This is a genomic window from Paenibacillus sp. FSL R5-0636, from assembly GCF_037974255.1.
Lineage (GTDB): Bacteria > Bacillota > Bacilli > Paenibacillales > Paenibacillaceae > Paenibacillus_AQ > Paenibacillus_AQ odorifer.
This window is the reverse complement of the sequence record NZ_CP150232.1, coordinates 4,884,417-4,904,497: the sequence shown is the minus strand read 5'-3', so window position 1 is coordinate 4,904,497 and position 20,081 is coordinate 4,884,417. Positions and strand designations below refer to the sequence as shown.

Genomic DNA, 20,081 nt, shown 5'->3' with positions numbered 1-20,081 from the left:
GTTTCCTTTAGCTGTCCAGTGAGCCCGCCAATGCATAACGAAGTCATAATAATTAATAAAGTATTCATAATAATGCTAAGGGCATAATGCATGATTTCAATAGAATGCGTTTGCTCTGGATTACTTTTCTTAATGAACTCAACAATTTTAAGAGATAAATGATTCATAATTATTTCTGTCCTTTTTGTATGAGAAATATAGATATCCCCATAATAGTATTCCATAGAGAAATGGGATTATGAAAAAGAAACAAGATTCAAAAAAGTAGTTGAGTGAAGTGACGACAATTATTGTAGGAAGATTAAGAGCGAATAATATTTTTTCATTAGTCGTTGGTTTAATTTTTACATCGGGTTTATCAGGTACAAAGTCATATCCAATACGTTTATGACCTACATACATACCAATGAGAATCGCGGTTAATGCTGATAAAACCTGCATTGTAATCATGTTTTTGGTAATCGGGTTCAAGATATTTAGAGGCATGATGATTACAGAGTTTAATAGATACATAAGACTGGTCTGAATCACCAAGTATGCTTGATAGGTCATCCCTGTTAATATAGAAGCGTAGAAGGGATGAATCCGGAATAACATCCACATAAAACAAAACATTAGTGCATATTGTGAGAAAATATCTAATGGAAACATCCCATAGTTGATCCTAATTGTATAAGAACAAAAGCCCATAATAAAACTAGCAAACACCATCTCTTTATGATATAGATCAATTTTGAAGATTTTGAAAGCCAGAAAAAACATTGCATAAGTCTCTAGTATTGAAAATATCATAAAAAGAATAAAATCTAGCATGCCGACACTCCCGATGACTTCTAGTTTAACCAACCCTATTATTGCAAGTATCGTATAAAATGAGCTAAAATACAACAACTACAGTATAATTTTCCTCCTATTTTTTCAAAAAAATTCAAAATGAGAGGGGTTTAGACATGGGGCGACGTCCAGAAAGCAGTGAGTATCTCGAAGAATTATCAAAATATGTCGATTTAGTGCCAGCTGAAGGAGACATCATTACTATTTTTAGAGAGCAGACGGATGAGATTTGCACTTTTATTTCGAATCTTACGGAAGAACAAGGGGACTATCGTTACGCTCCAGAGAAATGGAGTATCAAGGAAATGGTCGGACATCTGGCTGATACCGGAAGAATCATGTCCTACCGTTTATTGTGCATCGCCAGAGGGGATACGACTCCACTGCCGGGTTTTGAAGAGAAAGACTACGTACTTAACGCCAATTTCGAAGTACACACTTTAAAAGCATTACTGGCCCATTACAAGCTTGTTCGAGAATCGACATTACTCCTAATGGAAACTCTGCCGGAGGAAGCATGGATCCGGAAGGGAATAGTTAACGAGGCTACTCTTTCTGCGAGAGCTCAGGCCTGCATTATGATTGGACATGACCATCATCATTTGAATATTCTTAAAGATAGATATTTAGGGTAATATCTTCTTAATCAAAAAAGCATTCCAATAGCCTTTATGGCTTTGGGATGCTTTTTATACACGGCTATAGCGGTGGATTCTTGTGACATTTGCGGCATACCGGATAGTAAGCTTCATTACCACCAATCTGGATTTGCTTGCCGCTATATACGGGCTTTTTGTTTTCTACTCGTAGAGCCATAGTAGCTTTGCGCTCGCAGAACCAGCAGATCGTCTTCATTTCCTCAATTTTATCAGCGTAGATCAGCATATATTTGCTGCCTTCAAATAACTGATTCTGAAAATCATTTTTAAGTCCGAAGGCCATTACCGGAATACCCAGCTCATCAACGATACGCACTAGCTGGAGAATACATTCCTTGCTTAGAAATTGACATTCATCAATAAGTACACAGTGTGGTTTAGGTTGGTTACTGCTGACGATATTATAAATATCTGTGTTCTCATCGATGGGGATTGCTTGTTTCCGAAGCCCAATACGAGAAGAAATAAAACCAACCTCGTCCCGGTCGTCTATGGATGGAGTGAAAATAAGCACCGATTTCCCCTGCTCTTCATAATTATGTGCAACCTTGAGTATCTCAATAGATTTACCACTGTTCATTGCTCCGTATTTGAAAAACAATTGTGCCACTTCCATCTATCCTTTCGTAAAAAACATTGATTATATCTTAAAAATGCGACCATATTAGAGTATCATATTCGGATCGGATGTATCCAGTGAAAACATTGCGATTGTTTGGATGTGGTATGATAAGAGGTAATAAGAGATGGGAAAGGAAGTAATAAGTGTGACTGAAAGATTAGACGAATATAAGGAACGGTTAGCTCTTTTGCAGCAGAATGGAGATTTATCCAGTGACACTGAAAGCTTGCTGGAAGAAATGATGGCGGATTTGGTGGAATTGAATCGGAGTAATAAAGCACTGCGTAGAGCAATACTGAAAACTGGACAGGCTTCCACGATGTCAACTCGGTTAAGGGATGCACTGTACGAATAGAAAAAGAGGGTATGCGAATGGCTTTGATTTTCTCTTTTCTCAAAAAATATAAGGTAGCTGCAATAGCTGCCCTTGTAATGATGCTCATTGAATTGACGGTAGAATTATCACAGCCTTTGATCATTTCCAAAATCATTGACTTAGGGATCCGAGAAAAAGATACCTCTGTAGTATGGCTGTGGGGCAGTGTATTGATCGGCAGCGCGGTAGTTGCGTTTACAGCCGGGGTACTCAGTTCTTTTTTTGCTGCCCATGCAAGTCAGAGCTTTGCGTTCGATCTTAGGGACAAATTGTACGAAAAGGTACAGTCTTTTACGTATGAAGTATTCAATCGTTTTGCTACCTCTTCACTGATTACCCGTCTGACTGGTGATGTATCACAGCTGCAGGATACTATTTTTATGAGCTTGCGCTTTATGACACGGGTGCCACTTGTTGTGGTAGGCAGTGTGATTATGGCGTTAGTTGTTCATGTGAAGCTGGGATTACTGCTGACGGTGGCGTTACCTTTGTTGATTTTTTTCCTCTACTGGATTATGAGAAAAGCTTCCTTGTTATTTCGTACGGTCCAGCAGCGTTTAGACGGAGTTAATGGCGTGATTCAGGAGAATCTTACGGGTATTCGCTTGATCCGCGTATTTGTGCGTATGGGGTATGAGATTGAACGTTTCACGGTATTTAGCGGGAATTTGATGAGATCAACGGTGTCTGCCTTGCGTTTGACTGAGACGACGATGCCTTTTGTTATGCTTATTGTGAATGCGGCGATTTTGGCGATTTTATGGTTTGGACGGATAGCCATCTCCAATGGGGATGCTACTTTGGGTCAGACTGTTGCTGTTATTAATTACTCCTTGCGAACGATTGGAGCACTATCAGCTATATCTGGTCTTGTTGTAACGTTTTCCCGCGCTCGTGCCTCCTCTCAGCGTGTTTCAGAAGTTATGGAAGCGGGAGCTGGAGTTCGTGAAGGCGGGACTTTGCAAGGCGAGCCGATACAGGGCCACGTTAAATTTGAAGGCGTTTGCTTTAAGTATCCTAATAGTGATATCTCTGTCCTGGAGGACATTCATTTTGAAGTAGCTGCTGGTGAGCGAGTAGCGATTATGGGGGCCACTGGATCAGGAAAATCCTCACTCGTGAGTCTGATTCCGCGCTTGTATGAAGAGACAGACGGCACCATTTGGATTGACGGTGAAAAAAGTGCTGATATCGATATTTCCAGACTGCGGAGATCGATAGGTTATGTGCCTCAGGAATTGCAGCTTTTCAGCGGATCAATTCGCGATAATATTGCATGGGGCAATGAACACGCCACACTGGAACAAATCCAACAAGCAGCGGCGGCTGCACAAATTCACGAGACGGTAAAAGGGTTGCCGGATGGCTATGACACGATGCTTGGTCAACGAGGGGTTAATCTCTCCGGCGGACAAAAGCAGCGGTTAACGATTGCCCGTGCACTTGTTAGGAAACCGGCTATGTTGATCCTTGATGACAGCACCAGTGCACTTGATGCGGTTACGGAAGGGCTTTTGCTGGAGGCGCTAAAGGATATCTCCTGTACAACCTTTTTGATTACTCAGAAAATCAGTTCAACGGCATCAGCCGATTTGATCCTGTTGCTGGATGAGGGACGATTAATTGGCAAAGGCTCGCATAAGGAGCTTATGGCAAGCTCCGAGCTGTACCGCAAGATTTATGAATCACAGGTAGAGGAGGCGAAGCAGCATGTTCAAAGCATTAATTGAACCTTTTCGTCATCCTAAACCGAACTTTGAACTTGGCGTGGGACGAAGTCTAGGGACAGCATCTGGCGGCAAACCCAAAGCAACGGCGAAGGATTGGTCAGGGACGCTGATCCGGATCTGGAGTTATCTAGCTGAGCGTAAAGCCAAGCTTATTCTTGTACTGATCATGGTTGTCTTCAGCTCAGCGCTAGCGCTGCTGGGGCCATACATGATTGGCAGAGCGGTGGATAATTATCTGGAAGGTACCGGCGGGCGCTCATGGGTTGTTTTTCTGACAAGCCTTGCTTGTGTGTACATTTTTTATTCTCTGACTTCTTGGCTGCAAAACATATGGATGATCGAAATTGCTCAAGAAACTGTATTACGGATGCGTACGGAGCTATTCTCCCATTTACACCGTCTGCCCATTTCCTTTTTTAATCGGAGACAGCAGGGAGAAATTATGAGCCGTCTTACCAATGATATCGAGAACGTCAGCTCTACGTTGAATAGCTCGGCTATTCAGATATTTTCAAGTGTCTTAACCTTGCTGGGAACCGTAGGGGTTATGCTGTGGCTTAGTCCCTTGTTGACGCTGCTCACATTCCTCGTCGTGCCTTTGATGTTGTTAGGCATGCGCTGGATTACACGCCGTACAGGCCCACTATTTAAAGAACGTCAGCGCAATGTAGGGGAGCTTAACGGTTATATTGAGGAGACCTTATCCGGACAACGGATTATCAAGGCTTTTTCACAAGAGGAACGGGTCATCTCCGGTTTTCATGAACGCAACAAGCGAATTATGCTGTCAGGTTACTGGGCGCAGTCCATTTCTGGTTTCATCCCCAAGCTTATGAATGGTCTTAATAATCTCAGCTTCGCCATTGTTGCAGGAATTGGTGGTCTGCTTGCGATCCGTGGGTCGATTACAGTGGGTGTGATCATCGTATTCGTTGAATATACCCGCCAGTTTACTCGTCCGCTTAATGATTTAGCGAATCAGTGGAATACCTTGCTCTCAGCGGTGGCAGGGGCAGAACGGGTGTTTGAAGTGCTGGACGAAGAGACCGAGGCTAAAGATGAAGGTGCAGCCATATCACTTGAAACTGTACAGGGTGCGGTGAAGTTTGAAAATGTAGCTTTTTCTTATGATGGAGGTTCTAACACGCTGCAGGATATCAGCTTTGAAGCGAAGCCTGGTGAGATGATCGCTTTAGTTGGACCTACCGGTGCAGGCAAAACAACGCTAATAGGGCTGTTATCCCGTTTTTATGATCCTAATCAGGGGAAAATCACGCTGGATGGCTTAGATATCACTTCGATTCGGCGGGAAAGCTTGAGAAGTCATATGGCCTTTGTATTGCAGGATTCCTTTTTGTTCAAAGGGAGTATCCGCGATAACATCCGGTACGGGAGGCTGGATGCGTCCGATGAAGAGGTTGAAGAGGCGGCTAAGCTGGCCAATGCCCATTCTTTTATTATGCGAATGCCCGAAGGTTATGAACGGATGCTCTCGGCGGATGGCAGCGGTATAAGCCAAGGGCAGAAGCAGCTGCTCTCCATTGCGAGAGCGATTCTTGCTAACCCCTCTATGCTTGTGCTTGATGAAGCAACCAGCAGTATTGATACAGTGACCGAGATCAAGATTCAGGAAGGGCTGCAGGCGCTGATGAAAGGGCGAACGAGCTTCGTCATCGCTCATAGACTTGGCACGATTCGTGCGGCTGATCGAATTCTTGTGCTTCAGGGCGGCAGATTATTGCAGCAAGGCTCTCATGAAGAGCTGCTGAAGCAAGGCGGACTGTACAGTGAGTTGGTACAGGGGCGGCGGAACGAGGCACTTGATAAGGCTGGTATTTAAGAAAAAGGCGAGAATTTTCAGGGAGCGCAGATTGCGTCCTTGAAAGTTCTCGCCTTTATGTTATTTGTGATAGATAACGAGCACCAGATCGGGTGAGCTGGGAGGGTTTGAATGTGGGGAAATCTATTGTACAAATTACAATCAGCAGGGTAATAAGGCTTGATTGTGTGCGATTCGAGATTCATATGATCAGATGAACAAATGATGAGATGAAAATGCTGATTCTAAGTTTAGTATAGCATCTTAAGAGATCGTTTCCTGCGTTCCGGCTTGTTTCGCCTTTTGCTTCTCCTTGAACCTTGGACCTACGTAATTCTTCTTACGGTCCCTAGCCAGAATCCAGCCACCAAGGAAAGTCATGCCAGCTGCGAAGAGCAGCAATCCACCACCGAAATGCAGCCAAGCAAAGTGGGGCACAACGGTATCATCACCATGCATGGATATGTAATCAAAAATATCATCCTTCATCATGAGGAAGCCCTTCATTGCTATTAAGCCCGGAAACACAAGAATAAGGATGGCAATGAAGCGTGAAATTAACAGTTTCATAAGTGTCTCCTACCCCTCTTAGCCCTTTAGATTCACCCATATGATAACGCTTTAGCAAGAAAAAGTCCATTTGCATATGACGTTTATAAGTTTTGTAATAGAGCAAAAAGAGAGTACAATATACTAAGTAAAATGAACTTACGTGTAATGACTGGAGGATACATATCATGACAATTTCATGTGACGTGGCCATACTTGGCGGAGGTACTGGAGGGTATGTGGCGGCTATTCGCGCTGCACAGCTTGGAAAGTCCGTTGTCGTCATCGAAATGGACAAACTGGGAGGAACCTGTCTGCATCGGGGCTGCATTCCTAGTAAATCACTGCTCCGTAGTGCAGAGGTATATGCTGAAATCAATGAGAGTGAGAGCTATGGCATTGAGACAAGCGGTGTACAGCTGGTATTCCCAAAGGTACAGAAACGCAAAGAAGCTGTAGTTGAGCAACTTCATCAAGGCGTACAATATTTGATGCGCAAAAATAAAATACAAGTTGTCAAAGGTAAAGGGCGCGTAACGGGTCCTTCTATTTTTTCTCCGCGCAGCGGTGCTGTAGCTGTGGAACTGGAAGATGGGGAGATGGAAACAGTAGTTTCCAGCCATCTTATTATTGCTACGGGCTCACGCCCACGAGTATTGCCTGGTCTCGAACCAGACGGGAAAGTGATTCTTAGCAGTGATGAAGCGCTCATGCTCGAAGAGCTGCCATCTTCTATCATTATTGTGGGCGGCGGTGTAATTGGGGTCGAATGGGCTTCAATGCTGGCTGATTTTGGAGTGCAGGTGACTGTGGTTGAAGCGGCAGGTCAGTTACTGCCTCAAGAGGATGAAGAGGTAGCTAAGGAACTGCAACGGTTGTTGAAAAAGCGTGGTGTTAAGGTACTGACAGAAACTACAGTGGATGCTGCAACCTGCCAGGTAACGGAGGATGGAATTTCGATTGAAGCCCGTAAGGGAGAGCAAAGTCAAAGCCTGTCCGCAGAAAAATTGCTTGTATCCGTAGGCAGAGTGGCCAACATCGAGAATATTGGTCTGGAAAACACAGACATTCGCTTTGACAAAGGGATTATTGCTGTAAACGCTAGTATGCAGACGGCAGAACCGCATATTTATGCGATTGGCGACTGCATCGGCGGGCTTCAATTGGCTCATGCAGCCAGTCATGAAGGGATTATGGCGGTTAACCATCTATCTGGTGAGAAGCTACATCCTTATCATACACATTTAGTGCCACGTTGTGTCTATACTCGGCCTGAGGTAGCAAGTGTGGGTTACACCGAGAAGGAAGCTAAAGAGCTTGGACATGATGTAGTGATTGGCAAGTTCCCATTCTCGGCCATTGGTAAGGCAATTGTATATGGCCAGAAGGACGGATTTGTCAAAGTTGTAGCGGATCGTAGCAGTGGAGATATTCTTGGTGTGCAGATGATTGGTCCTCATGTGACGGATCTAATTGGAGAAGCGGCCTTGGCACAGCTTCTGGATGCAACACCTTGGGAGATTGGTGAAGCTATACATGCTCACCCTACCCTTTCGGAGATTATCGGAGAAGCAATGTTAGCTGTGGATGGAAGATCTATTGGATTTTAGTTTTTCTTAGCTTTTCTTTTTGGGTAGAAAGGGATTATAATATACTCAAGCCAAGTCTTAGTACCAGGTTTTAAGATCAGGGCACAATTGGTCTTAATTCCTGTAAGACTTCAGGCTTTATGAATAAGGAGGTATCTCTTTATGGAATCCCAAGGTACTGTAGAAACGATTAACAGACATAAGCAGCTTGGACTTAGTGACGGCCAGGTCATCGATATGTACAGATATATGTCGCTCGCTCGTAAATACGATGAGCGCAGTCTGCTGCTTCAGCGCGCTGGCAAGATCAACTTTCATGTCTCCGGCATAGGCCAGGAGGCGGGTCAGGTGGCGGCGGCGTTCGCGCTGGACCGGCAAAATGATTATTTTTTACCGTATTACCGCGATTATGCTTTCGTGCTCTCAGTGGGTATGACTACACGCGAACTTATGTTGTCCGTATTCGCAAAGGCAGAAGACCCAAACAGTGGTGGGCGGCAAATGCCGGGTCACTTTGGCAGCAAACGTCTGCGTATTGTGACAGGGTCAAGCCCTGTAACCACGCAGGTCCCTCATGCGGTTGGCTTTGCTCTGGCGGCCAAAATGCAGAAGAAGAAATTCGTCTCCTTTGTAACCTTCGGTGAAGGTTCCAGCAATCAGGGGGATTTTCATGAAGCTTGTAACTTTGCCGGAGTGAATAAGCTGCCGGTTATTATCATGTGCCAGAACAATCAGTACGCAATCTCTGTTCCTGTTCATAAACAGTTAGGCGGCAAGGTTAGCGACCGTGCGCTGGGTTATGGATTTCCTGGTGTGCGTGTAGACGGAAACGATCCGCTTGAGGTTTATCGTGTCGTTAAGGAAGCGCGGGAAAGAGCCCTCGCGGGTGAAGGTCCTACGCTGATTGAAGCGATGATGTACCGTTTGTCTCCACACTCCACCTCAGATAATGATCTGGCTTACCGGACCAAAGAAGAGGTTGATGAGAACTGGAAGAAGGACGGCGTAGCAGGATTCCGTAATTACTTGATCGGTCTGGGATTGTGGAGTGACGAGCAAGAACAAGATCTTGCTGCTGAATGCAATCTTGAGCTTAAAGCGGCTATCGAATATGCCGATAATGCTCCGTTCCCGAAACCGGAAGACACACTGCTGCATGTATACAGTGATTCCGACCTCAAAGGAGGGGCATAAACCATGGCTATAATGGAATATATCGATGCCATCAGGCTCGCGATGAAGGAAGAAATGGAGCGCGATGATTCCGTGTTCGTGCTTGGTGAGGACGTTGGTCTCAAAGGCGGCGTATTTACCACAACTAAAGGTCTACAGGAACAGTTTGGCGAAGAGCGGGTTATGGATACACCCCTCGCTGAATCAGCGATTGCTGGTGTAGCCATCGGAGCAGCTATGTACGGAATGAAACCAATTGCTGAAATGCAATACTCCGACTTTATGCTTCCAGCGACGAATCAAATCATTAGTGAAGCGGCTAAAATCCGTTATCGTTCAAATAACGATTGGAGTTGCCCGGTTGTCATTCGTGCCCCTATTGGCGGCGGGGTGTTCGGCGGTTTGTATCATTCACAGTGTCCAGAATCGATTTTCTTTGGTACACCTGGATTGAAGATTGTAGCGCCTTACTCCGCTTATGATGCTAAAGGTTTGTTGAAGGCAGCCGTACGTGATCCTGATCCGGTTCTTTTCTTTGAGAACAAAAAGTGTTACAAGCTGATCAAGGAAGAAGTGCCGGAAGGGGATTACACCGTTCCAATTGGCGAAGCTAATCTGTTGCGTGAGGGAACGGATATTACGGTGATTGGCTACAGTCTTCCGCTGCATTTTGCTATGCAGGCTGCGGAAGAATTGGAACGCGAGGAAGGAATTACAGCACATATTCTTGATCTGCGTACCTTGCAACCGCTGGATCGTGATGCGATTATTGCTGCTGCCCGTCAGACCGGTAAGGTATTGATTGTGCATGAAGATAATAAAACAGGCGGAATTGGCGGCGAAGTGGCGGCCATTATCGCTGAGCATTGTCTGTTCGAGCTGGATGCACCGATCTTCCGTCTCTGTGGTCCCGATGTTCCGGCGATGCCAATCAGCCCGCCAATGGAGAAGTTTTTCATGCTAAGTAAAGAAAAAGTGAAGGCGGAAATGCTCCGGCTAGCACAATATTAATTTGTTAAGTAGATGCGAAGCTTCCTAAAACTCAGGTGATGCTTACGAAGCTTCGTAAAACTTTAAGAATATGCTTACGAAGCAAGTTTTACTATGTAGTCTTTCTAAGAGTCAATGCTTCGTAAAACTTTTAAGGAGTGAAAAGATGTCTGACAACCAAAAGTTGACTGACGTGATCATGCCGCAGCTGGCGGAATCGCTAGTATCGGCGACGATCGGCAAATGGCTGAAGAAACCGGGCGATCCGGTAGAGCAATACGAACCAATATGTGAGCTTATCACTGATAAAGTAAATGCGGAATTGCCTTCGACTGTAGATGGAGTTATGGGTGAGCTTTTGGCGGAAGAAGGTCAGGTTGTTAATGTCGGCGAAGTGATTTGCCGTATTGCAGTTCCTGTGGCTGCCTCTGCTGCTGCTCCAAGTACGAATCAGACGACAATTGCATCGAATGCTTCTAATGATGTTGCAGGGCAGAAGTCCACTGCAAATGCTGGCGATTCGATGCGTGCTCGTTATTCTCCTGCAGTACAGACACTGGCTGCTGAGCATAACATTGATCTATCGTTGGTTACTGGTACAGGTATGGGTGGCAGAATTACCCGTAAAGATGTGCTAACCTTCTTAGAAAAAGGTGGAGCTACATCCGCAGCTTCAACTCCTGCTAGTCAGCCTGCCCCGTCTGTATCACAACCACCAGCTCCACAGTTTGTTCAAACCGAAGTGAAGAAAGCGGAAGAGCCTCTTCGCCATTCCGGGCTACATTTGAGCGAATCTCCGCGTATTCCAACGATAGAGGTTGAGGGTGGACGAGGAAGCAGTTCGGAATATCTGATTGATGTAACACCAATCCGAAACACAATTGCTACAAGAATGCGCCAGAGTGTCTCGGAGATTCCACATGCTTGGACGATGATTGAGGTGGACGTGACTAATCTGGTAGCGCTGCGCAATAAACATAAGGAAGAATTCAAGCGCAAGGAAGGCATCAATCTAACCTATCTGGCTTTCATGATGAAGGCTGTTGTGAGTGCGATTAAGGATTACCCGATTATGAACTCTGTCTGGGCTGTAGACAAAATTATTGTCAAACGTGATATCAATATCTCGTTAGCGGTAGGTACAGAAGATTCGGTTATCACTCCTGTGATTAAGAAGGCTGATCAGAAAAATGTCGCTGGGTTGGCTCGTGAGATTGATGAATTGGCACAAAAAACACGCGAAGGCAAACTTAGTCTGGAAGATTTGCAGGGAGGGACTTTCACTGTAAATAATACAGGCTCGTTTGGCTCCATTCTTTCTTATCCAATCATTAACTATCCACAAGCAGCGATTCTGACCTTTGAATCGATTGTGAAAAAGCCTGTGGTCATCAATGATATGATCGCTGTTCGCTCAATGGCTAATATTTGTCTGTCCCTGGATCACCGGATTCTGGACGGAGTCATTTGTGGCCGTTTCTTGCAACGCGTCAAGGATAATATAGAAGGATATACACCGGACACTAAGCTCTATTAATGAATAACTAGCCAAACTGTGCAGGCAGGAGACTGGAAAAGGGGACCTGACGGTATGAAAAATACGGATTTTCGTAAGCTGCAGATTTCATATGACCCCATTATGGAGTATGGGACTGCCTGGGAGCTGCAAAAAGAAAGTGTGCATGCCATTGATTCTGGCGAGCAGCCGGAGCGACTTATTCTTTTGCAGCATCCGCCTACCTATACTATCGGTTCACAAAATCATCCTGAACATCTTCTCTTGGATCAAGAGCAGCTCGAAGAAAAAGGAATCGCGCTGTTTGAAATCGATCGCGGAGGAGATATTACATATCACGGACCAGGTCAGCTTGTAGGTTATCCGATCCTTAAGCTCGGAGAGGATGGCAAAGTGGATTTGCATGGGTACTTGCGCAGTCTGGAGGCTGTTATTATTGATTATTTGGCATCCTACGGAATTGTCGGAGATCGTAAACCGGAGTATACCGGAGTATGGGTTGGCGATGAGAAGATCTGTGCTATTGGTGTGAAGTTTAATAAGAGTAAATTTCGAAGAGGTTTTATTACCAGTCATGGTTTTGCTTTTAACATTTCTGAGGGGATTGCGGCGCGCGGGTTTCAAGGGATTATTCCATGCGGGATCACCGATTTTGGAATAACTTCTCTAGAGGAATGTGCAGGTCGTCGATTTGAGCTTCAAGAGGTGGCTAGAGAGCTGGTCCCATATTTCTTGAAACATTTTCCATATGAAGAGCTGATGGATACTTTCTGTGATATAGCAAAGGCTGATTAAGAACAAACGTGCAGGCCAAATAGCGGCAAGGTGTTCCTAGCCGCTATTATTAATGCTTCCTGAGCAATGTTTAACCTGCAAGGAACGGCTCGATAACCATAAATAGCGTAGAGGCAATCATGGCAAACAACATGACGTAGATGAAGATCTTGAACCATTTATTACGTTGCATGGGTAACTCCTTTAGATTTAGTTTAAGTTATTAACATGAAGATGGTAATGCCGTACAACCATTGTACCGTATTCACGAAAGAGAGGGAAGTCCAGTGATTTCACAAGACCGATTGATTCAGGAGTTTATGGAACTTGTCCAAGTTGATAGCGAAACAAGAAATGAACGGCAGATTGCCGATGTCCTTAAGAGTAAGTTTAACGCACTGGGTTTAGAAGTGCTCGAAGACGATTCCCAGGAAAGAACCGGACATGGAGCAGGTAATCTATTCATTACCTGGCCAGCTGAGAATGGAGGAGCTGCTCCAAAGCTTCTGTTCACTTGCCATATGGATACGGTTGTTCCCGGACAAAATATCAAGCCTACACTTGGTTCAGATGGATGGATTACAAGTGATGGCACTACGATTCTTGGAGCCGATGACAAAGCAGGGCTTGCTGCGTTGTTCGAAGCCATTCGTGTTATCCAAGAGCAAAAGCTTCCGCATGGTCAGATTCAATTCGTGATTACAGCGGGTGAAGAATCTGGATTGCTGGGCGCACGTTCGATGGATCCAAGTAACTTGGATGCTGACTTCGGCTTTGCACTTGATTCCAATGGTGAAGTTGGAGCGATTGCGGTGGCAGCACCGACACAGGCTAAAATCACGATGCAAATCTTTGGGAAATCGGCTCATGCTGGCGTGAACCCTGAGGACGGCATCAGCGCAATTCAAGTCGCTAGCAAAGCGATTGCAGCCATGAAGCTGGGTCGTATTGATAATGAAACCACAGCGAATATTGGAAAGTTCGCTGGCGGCGGCCCAACGAATGTAGTGTGTGATCACGTTCAGTTGGATGCAGAAGCACGCAGTATTGTGCAGGAGAAGGTAGGCGATCAAATCGCTTCGATGCGCGAAGCACTCGAGACAACTGTGCGGGAATACGGCGCAGAATGCGAATTCCGCAGTGAAATCATCTACCCTGCTTTTAGCTTTAATGAGCATGATGCAGTAGTGCAGCTTGCACAGCGGGCCATTACTTCTATGGGGCTTACTCCACGTCTGTTCCACTCTGGCGGAGGTAGTGACGCTAATGTATTCAACGGTCTAGATGTTCCGACTGTTAACCTTGCAGTGGGTTATGAACATATCCATACTACCAAGGAACGGATTAAAGCCGAAGATATCGTTAAAGTGGCTGAACTCGTTGTGAATATTGTAAAAGAGAGCGCAAAGGGCTAATTGCCTTATAAAACAGCAGAGCAGCGATCTTACCGTAACGGAGGATTGCTGCTCTGCATTTTTTTATGGGGAGTTTAGTGTAGCAATATCAAGGTAAATCCAAAAAAAGTCATGCGACCTCTAACGCCGCTTTTGGCGAGTCTCGAAGTAGAAATTTTCGGAATGCTCCGATGAAGTCTTCATGCCAGTAGCGACACTGGGGTCCATAGGCATATCCATGTGCAGAGAGCGATAGCGTCAAGTCACCACCCTCTCTTGAGGCTAAAGGACCCAGATGACGCTATAAGCAAAATTATCGCCATTTGAGCAGAATTTCGGACACCAGTGCAGCTATTCCTTAGGAAGAGGAGCATATAGTGTGTTTTTCATGCTGATAGCGGCAATGGAGTCCGATAGCATAGCAAAAGGGGAAAAGGTGTGTTTAAGGGCAGCTGTGTCCGATAGCGTCAAGTCCGTCCCCTCTCTTGAGGCAAAAGGACCCAGATGACGCTATAAGCAATATTATCGCCATTTGAGCAGAGTTTCGGACACCAGCGCAGCTAATCCTTAAAAAGAGGAGTATATAGTGTGTTTTTTGTGCTGATAGCTGCACTGGGGTCCGATAGCATCGCAAAAGTACGAGAAAGGTGTGTTTAAGGTCAACTGAGTCCGATAGCACGAGTCACATCCGATAGTGCGAGACACATCCGACAGCGCGAGTCACATCACATAGTGCCGAGACACATCACACAGCAACGAGTCACATTCGATAGCACCGAGACACAACAGATAGCGTCAAGTCCGCCCTCTCTCTTGAGACTAAAGGACCCAGATGACGCTATAAGCAATATTATCGCCATTTGAGCAGAATTTCGGACACCAGTGCAGCTATTCCTTAGGAAGAGGAACATATAGTGTGTTTTTCATGCTGATAGCGGCAATGGGGTCCGACAGCATAGCAAGTGGGGAAAACGTGTGTTTAAGGTCAACTGAGTCCGATAGCGTACAAAGATAGGCGCAATAGCGATCTAATCAAACAAGTTGTGCTAGATATCAACATCGTAAGCGCGATAGTCGCTTAATCAAACAACTTGTGCCCAATACCAGCATCGTAAGCACAAAAGTCCCTCTAATCGGGGAGGACGCAAAAAGACTGGGGTGCCCCAGCAGCCATTTCATGGCTTTTGAGACACCCCTATAGTTGTGTGAACATGTATGGCTAAGTCCCAAAGGAGAGGATGAATTCATCCTGCCTTGGACGGAAGGATTGTAGATTGATCGTGCAGGGAAAGAATGTATGCCAGGGGCATATCGCGCCCATACTGCTGGATCCATCCAGCCAAGATGGCCTTTATTTCCTCCGGCTTACCTACCATCATAACTGCGGATGAGCTTGTACGGCTGAAGATTTCGTTCATCTGAAATTCCTTCTTTCCCTTTAAGTTTGCTATAATACACCGTATGCACAATAGAGAAAAAGGAGACCAGAAACTTTATGGGAGAACAACATTTGCACAGCAAACCCGAGCTTGATGAAGTGACATTGTCTACACAGCCTGTTTTTGATGGGAAGATTATATCTTTGCAGGTGGACACAGTGAGACTGCCTGATGGAAATACTGCGACACGTGAAGTTGTGAAGCATCCTGGCGCCGTAGCGGTGCTTGCTTTAAACAACAACAAAATGCTTGTTGTAGAGCAATACCGTCAGCCCATGCAACGCACTGAGGTAGAAATTCCGGCTGGGAAGCTGGATAAAGGTGAAGATCCATTAGTTGCGGCTGGTCGTGAACTTCAGGAAGAGACTGGATTTCACAGTGGAGATCTGAAATTGCTTAAATCCTTCTATACTTCTCCCGGCTTCGCCGATGAGATTATTCATTTGTATGTGACTACTAACGCTCAACCAGGGGATATGTCACTGGACGAGGATGAATTTCTAGAGGTTTCGGAGCTTACCCTGGAGGAAGCGTATCAATATATGGCTGACGGGCGCATCGCGGATGCAAAAACGATGATGGCAGTGTACGCTTGGCATCTATACACGCTGACAGGCCAATGGAATTAACAACTGAACTGAAGAGTTTCTATTGCGATTTGCATGTTCATATTGGACGAACGTCGGAAGGTCAGGCTGTCAAAATTAGCGGCAGCCGCGAGCTTACCTTTGCGGGCATTGCCAAAGAAGCTGCAGAGCGCAAGGGACTAGAAATGATCGGTATTATAGACAGTCATTCACCTGGCGTACTGCGGGATATTCAGCGCTCTTTGGAATCTGGAGAGATGACGTTAGCTGAAGGTGGAGGGATTGCTTACCGAGGGACTACGATCATTCTGGGGACAGAGATTGAAATCCGCGAGCCTGGGCGAAAAGAGTGCCATGTGCTCGCTTACATGCCGGACGTGGAACGCATGACCGACTTTAGTGCGTGGATGAGCCGCTATATGCGGAATGTGAATCTAAGTTCCCAGCGCCTGTATGCTCCGGCTAGGGAGCTTCAGGATGAGATTTACGGGCGGGGAGGCATTCTTATCCCTGCACATATTTTTACGCCTCACAAGGGCTTGTACGGCTGTGCAGCCGAGCGTATGGCGGACATCTTTGATCTGGGACGCATAGCTGCGGTTGAACTTGGGCTGAGTGCAGATTCCGAAATGGCTGGATATCTCTCTGAACTGGATGATTTCACGTTTCTAACCAACTCAGATGCGCATTCACTGGGTAAGTTAGGGCGTGAGTATAATGTGATGGAGCTGGCACGGCCTTCGTTCGCTGAACTGCGGCTTGCACTGGAACGTAAAAATGGGCGGAAGGTAAGTGCTAATTTCGGACTTAATCCGCGGCTTGGCAAATACCACCGGAGCTATTGCGGGGGCTGCGGCAGTATTATTGATGAGGCTTATGTCAACGCGGATCGTTGCCAATATTGCGGCAGTCTTAAGCTGGTTAGAGGTGTCTTCGACCGGATCCTAGATATTGCTGACCGCAAGACGCCGTTAGTGCCTGCTGACCGTCCACCCTATCATTATCAGGTTCCGCTTGAATTTATCCCGGGGTTAGGGAAGGCGAAGATGAACGCGTTACTGCAAGCATTTGGAACTGAGATGAACATTTTACATGGTTGTGGTGAAGCGGAAATTGCCAGCGTTGTAGGTGCGGATCTGGCGTCGATGATCGTCCAGGCCCGCTCTGGCATTTTGGAGCTATCAGCAGGCGGTGGCGGGACGTACGGTAAAGTGGTACAGCCCAGAAAGTAGAGTCATTACCTAAAGGACAAGTCATATCGCGGGACGTTTTCTCATATGGTGTAACATGTAACCGGAAAGGGGAACGTCCCAAATGCGTAATTTACGGCTGATGATGAAGGAACAGACGCCTCTGTATATTTTTGTCGGCGTATTATTTCTGGTAGGTGTTGTATTTGGAGCTCTTATCGTTAGTGCGCTTACGATGGATCAGCAGCAGGAGCTGGGGGATTATCTGGGGAATTTCTTTGTTACGGTTGATCAGCAAGGTCTGCCAGCCGCACCTGATTCGTACTGGAGTATAGCAGCCTTGAATCTGAAATGGATCGGACTGATCTGGATTCTTGGGTTGTCGGTCATTGGGCTGCCAGGAATTTTGATTCTTGATTTTTTAAAAGGGGTACTGATCGGTTTTACGGTTGGCTGTCTGGTCAGTCAATATTCTTGGCATGGGATGTTGTTCGCGTTAGTTTCTGTGGCTCCACATAATCTGGTGCTGATCCCTGTGCTGCTGGTTAGCAGTGCAGCTGCGATAGCTTTTTCCTTGCAGATGATCCGCAGCCGGGTGATGGGACAACGCCGGACGCCAGTGACTCGTCCTTTTACCATGTACACTATATTGTCATTTGTGATGGCGCTTTTGATCCTGGGTATTTCATGTTTTGAGACCTGGGTTACACCAACCATGATGCGTTGGGTCACGCCTTCACTTGTACAAGCGGTGACGACCTTGACTGTGCAGTAAAAGCGTTTGACTTCTGAAAGCGACACCCCCTATAATGGAAGAAGTGGTTTGAAGACCGGTGCGGTAATTATCCAAGGGGGAGGGAGACAGGTGGAAGCACGGATAGACAAGATTAAGCAACAGTTACAATCCCAAGGATACAAGCTTACACCCCAACGGGAAGCGACCTTAAGAGTGCTGCTGGAGAATGAGGAAGATCATCTTAGCGCGGAAGACGTATTTATGCTCGTGAAGGAGAAAGCTCCCGAGATCGGTCTTGCGACTGTGTATCGTACCCTCGAACTTCTCAGTGAGCTACATGTCGTAGAAAAGATCAATTTCGGCGACGGTGTAGCCCGGTATGATTTGCGAACAGATACTGCGAAGCATCATCATCATCACTTAATTTGTGTGCAATGCGGCAGTATGGATGAGATTCGCGAGGATTGGCTCGGTCCGCTGGAAGAGCGACTGGAGAAAGAGTTTAATTTCACAGTGCTTGATCATAGACTTGATTTCCATGGGATTTGCTACCGCTGTACTGATAAGAACAATACAGACGGAAATCCATCCTAAGTTATCTTATATTAAGAATTAACTTCACAAGTCCTCCCCGGTTCCTATACCGGAGGGGGCTTTTTAAATGATTAGTCTATTAGAGCCATACATATCAGCCTTTTTTGGAGCATAAAATGAAGGACGAGCAGAATTCATTTATATGTAATAGGAGGCGTCCTTATGATTGTTTCTGTGCCCAAAACAGTGCGCAAGCTGTATTTTATGATCATGTTTGTGGCTCTAAGCTATTTACTCTACTATGCTATGAGCTGGCTAGGGGAATGGCTTAGTCCGATAGAGAACTATGGAATTCCTGAAGGCACTGCTGTTCGGGCATTTGATCACGCCGAGGTTGGTGATGATGGTCTGGATGCAAGGCAGCGCTTACGTTTCTATTACTGGTTCGGAGAATGAAAGCTCCGCAGGAAGCAGGAACAAGCGAGAAGAATGTCGAAGAAAGCTAGGGTGGATTTATGCAGAGTAAGAGTTGTGTACACATCTGCTGAAGCCTCATGCTGAATGTGCTGCAGGAAGACACTAAGAGTAGCTGCGCCAGGACAGGAGCGTGAAATAATGAAGTCACACTTGCAGCCTTTTTTACATTATTTGTCCGGAGATAAAGGCTTGTCCCCGAATACACTGGAATCTTACGGTAGGGATGTATCGCAGTTTCTAGAGTTTGCTGAAGAGCGGGGGGCTGAACAGCCTGAAGAAATCCGAAGAGCTCATGTGATGTTATATCTTGGCTCCTTACGCGGAGCGGGAAGAGCCACTGCAACGCTCAACAGAAACGCGGTGTCCCTGCGGGCCTTTTTTCATTATTTGTTGAAGGAACGTTTAATTGAGCAGGATCCAACACTGGACATGGAAACCATGAAGCCTGATAAGAAGCCACCTATGGTGCTTGCGGTTTCGGAGGTTGAGCGGCTGCTGGCTGCTCCAGATGTGAGTACAGCACAAGGGATGCGCGATAAGGCAATGCTGGAATTGCTCTACGCAACGGGGATAAAGGTTTCTGAATTGATTTCTCTTAACGTAGACGATGTGCATACGGACATGAAGTTTGCGCGCTGTACAGGGACTTCGGGCAAGGAACGAGTGGTTCCCATTGGAACCATTGCTGCTGAGAGTGTAGCAGCTTACACTTCTCTTATGCGGGACAAGCTGCTTCGTGATCATCAGGAGGAGCCGGCCATGTTCCTGAATAGCCTAGGTGGGCGATTAACCCGCCAGGGGTTCTGGAAAATCATAAAAAAATACGCACGGGAAGCAAACATTGAGCAGGATATTACACCGCATACGCTTAGGCATTCCTTCGCCGCCCATTTACTGGAAGGTGGAGCGGATTTGCGTTCCGTACAACAAATGCTGGGTCATGCTGATATTTCGACGACTCAGATTTATAACGGTATCGCCCGTAAGAATATGAAGGAAGTATATGAGAGCCATCATCCCAGAGCTCGCTGATCATGCTTCAAAGATGCTTTTTGTGAGTAAGATAGTTATGATGGAATCATACTTATAGGAT

The 20,081-nt window shown here is 46.0% G+C and carries 21 protein-coding genes; 16 read left to right on the top strand and 5 right to left on the bottom strand.

Annotated features, from left to right (window positions below; translation table 11 throughout):
• Positions 1-147: 147 nt before the first annotated feature.
• Positions 148-813 (bottom strand): hypothetical protein, encoded by a 666-nt coding sequence (locus tag MKX34_RS22365; RefSeq protein WP_162164254.1) that lies wholly within the window; start codon positions 811-813, stop codon positions 148-150.
• Between the two features lie 137 nt (positions 814-950).
• On the opposite strand from MKX34_RS22365, the gene MKX34_RS22360 reads away from it, so the two are divergent.
• Positions 951-1,469 (top strand): DinB family protein, encoded by a 519-nt coding sequence (locus MKX34_RS22360; protein ID WP_036676018.1) that lies wholly within the window; start codon positions 951-953, stop codon positions 1,467-1,469.
• 64 nt (positions 1,470-1,533) lie between these two features.
• On the opposite strand, the gene MKX34_RS22355 is transcribed toward MKX34_RS22360, so the two are convergent.
• Positions 1,534-2,103 carry a thymidine kinase gene (locus MKX34_RS22355; RefSeq protein ID WP_076297373.1) on the bottom strand — a complete coding sequence of 190 codons (570 nt, stop codon included), beginning with the start codon at positions 2,101-2,103 and terminating at the stop codon, positions 1,534-1,536.
• Positions 2,104-2,239: 136 nt separating this feature from the next.
• On the opposite strand from MKX34_RS22355, the gene MKX34_RS22350 reads away from it, so the two are divergent.
• Genes MKX34_RS22350 through MKX34_RS22340 form a run of 3 tightly spaced genes read left to right on the top strand, consistent with a single transcriptional unit; the run spans position 2,240 to position 6,061 of the window.
• On the top strand, positions 2,240-2,470 hold the full coding sequence (locus MKX34_RS22350; RefSeq protein WP_036676022.1) for a hypothetical protein: 231 nt from the start codon (positions 2,240-2,242) through the stop codon (positions 2,468-2,470).
• A gap of 17 nt (positions 2,471-2,487) precedes the next feature.
• Positions 2,488-4,221, top strand: coding sequence for an ABC transporter ATP-binding protein (locus tag MKX34_RS22345; protein WP_076297374.1), 1,734 nt, complete (start codon positions 2,488-2,490; stop codon positions 4,219-4,221).
• Complete coding sequence (locus MKX34_RS22340; RefSeq protein WP_076297375.1) at positions 4,202-6,061, top strand: ABC transporter ATP-binding protein; 1,860 nt, start codon at positions 4,202-4,204, stop codon at positions 6,059-6,061. The genes MKX34_RS22345 and MKX34_RS22340 overlap by 20 nt, the downstream gene beginning before the upstream one ends.
• A gap of 243 nt (positions 6,062-6,304) precedes the next feature.
• Here MKX34_RS22340 and MKX34_RS22335 read toward each other — a convergent pair whose 3' ends face one another.
• Positions 6,305-6,610: a DUF2627 domain-containing protein gene (locus MKX34_RS22335; RefSeq protein ID WP_038572486.1), complete on the bottom strand. Its 306-nt coding sequence runs from the start codon at positions 6,608-6,610 to the stop codon at positions 6,305-6,307.
• 167 nt (positions 6,611-6,777) lie between these two features.
• Here MKX34_RS22335 and lpdA point away from each other — a divergent pair, with 167 nt between their 5' ends.
• The 5 genes from lpdA to lipB all read left to right on the top strand — a co-directional run bounded on the left by lpdA (position 6,778) and on the right by lipB (position 12,652).
• Complete coding sequence (lpdA, locus tag MKX34_RS22330) at positions 6,778-8,199, top strand: dihydrolipoyl dehydrogenase (protein ID WP_076273518.1); 1,422 nt, start codon at positions 6,778-6,780, stop codon at positions 8,197-8,199.
• Positions 8,200-8,340: 141 nt separating this feature from the next.
• Positions 8,341-9,372, top strand: coding sequence for a thiamine pyrophosphate-dependent dehydrogenase E1 component subunit alpha (locus MKX34_RS22325; RefSeq protein ID WP_036676031.1), 1,032 nt, complete (start codon positions 8,341-8,343; stop codon positions 9,370-9,372).
• Positions 9,373-9,375: 3 nt separating this feature from the next.
• Positions 9,376-10,362 carry an alpha-ketoacid dehydrogenase subunit beta gene (locus MKX34_RS22320; protein ID WP_036676034.1) on the top strand — a complete coding sequence of 329 codons (987 nt, stop codon included), beginning with the start codon at positions 9,376-9,378 and terminating at the stop codon, positions 10,360-10,362.
• A 145-nt stretch (positions 10,363-10,507) separates the two neighbouring features.
• Positions 10,508-11,878 carry a dihydrolipoamide acetyltransferase family protein gene (locus MKX34_RS22315; RefSeq protein ID WP_076213641.1) on the top strand — a complete coding sequence of 457 codons (1,371 nt, stop codon included), beginning with the start codon at positions 10,508-10,510 and terminating at the stop codon, positions 11,876-11,878.
• 54 nt (positions 11,879-11,932) lie between these two features.
• Positions 11,933-12,652: a lipoyl(octanoyl) transferase LipB gene (lipB, locus tag MKX34_RS22310; RefSeq protein WP_076297376.1), complete on the top strand. Its 720-nt coding sequence runs from the start codon at positions 11,933-11,935 to the stop codon at positions 12,650-12,652.
• Between the two features lie 70 nt (positions 12,653-12,722).
• On the opposite strand, the gene prli42 is transcribed toward lipB, so the two are convergent.
• Positions 12,723-12,824: a stressosome-associated protein Prli42 gene (gene prli42, locus MKX34_RS22305; protein ID WP_094872112.1), complete on the bottom strand. Its 102-nt coding sequence runs from the start codon at positions 12,822-12,824 to the stop codon at positions 12,723-12,725.
• A 94-nt stretch (positions 12,825-12,918) separates the two neighbouring features.
• Here prli42 and MKX34_RS22300 point away from each other — a divergent pair, with 94 nt between their 5' ends.
• The gene (locus tag MKX34_RS22300; protein WP_036676047.1) at positions 12,919-14,046 is read left to right on the top strand and encodes a tripeptidase T; all 1,128 of its coding nucleotides are present in this window, start codon (positions 12,919-12,921) and stop codon (positions 14,044-14,046) included.
• 1,223 nt (positions 14,047-15,269) lie between these two features.
• Here MKX34_RS22300 and MKX34_RS22295 read toward each other — a convergent pair.
• Positions 15,270-15,443 carry a hypothetical protein gene (locus tag MKX34_RS22295; protein ID WP_155288161.1) on the bottom strand — a complete coding sequence of 58 codons (174 nt, stop codon included), beginning with the start codon at positions 15,441-15,443 and terminating at the stop codon, positions 15,270-15,272.
• A 77-nt stretch (positions 15,444-15,520) separates the two neighbouring features.
• Between MKX34_RS22295 and MKX34_RS22290 the strand changes: the two genes are divergently transcribed.
• The 6 genes from MKX34_RS22290 (at position 15,521) to xerD (ending at position 20,020) form a co-directional block, all read left to right on the top strand.
• Complete coding sequence (locus MKX34_RS22290) at positions 15,521-16,093, top strand: NUDIX hydrolase (protein WP_036676048.1); 573 nt, start codon at positions 15,521-15,523, stop codon at positions 16,091-16,093.
• On the top strand, positions 16,084-17,283 hold the full coding sequence (locus MKX34_RS22285; protein WP_036676049.1) for an endonuclease Q family protein: 1,200 nt from the start codon (positions 16,084-16,086) through the stop codon (positions 17,281-17,283). Before MKX34_RS22290 ends, MKX34_RS22285 begins: the two co-directional genes overlap by 10 nt.
• 82 nt (positions 17,284-17,365) lie before the next feature.
• A complete protein-coding gene (gene spoIIM / locus MKX34_RS22280) occupies positions 17,366-18,016 on the top strand; it encodes a stage II sporulation protein M (RefSeq protein WP_036676050.1) in 651 nt (216 codons plus the stop codon).
• Between the two features lie 90 nt (positions 18,017-18,106).
• Positions 18,107-18,571, top strand: coding sequence for a Fur family transcriptional regulator (locus tag MKX34_RS22275; RefSeq protein WP_036676051.1), 465 nt, complete (start codon positions 18,107-18,109; stop codon positions 18,569-18,571).
• A 162-nt stretch (positions 18,572-18,733) separates the two neighbouring features.
• Complete coding sequence (locus tag MKX34_RS22270; protein WP_036676052.1) at positions 18,734-18,967, top strand: DUF4227 family protein; 234 nt, start codon at positions 18,734-18,736, stop codon at positions 18,965-18,967.
• A gap of 159 nt (positions 18,968-19,126) precedes the next feature.
• Positions 19,127-20,020 (top strand): site-specific tyrosine recombinase XerD, encoded by an 894-nt coding sequence (xerD, locus tag MKX34_RS22265; protein ID WP_076297377.1) that lies wholly within the window; start codon positions 19,127-19,129, stop codon positions 20,018-20,020.
• Positions 20,021-20,081: the final 61 nt, after the last annotated feature.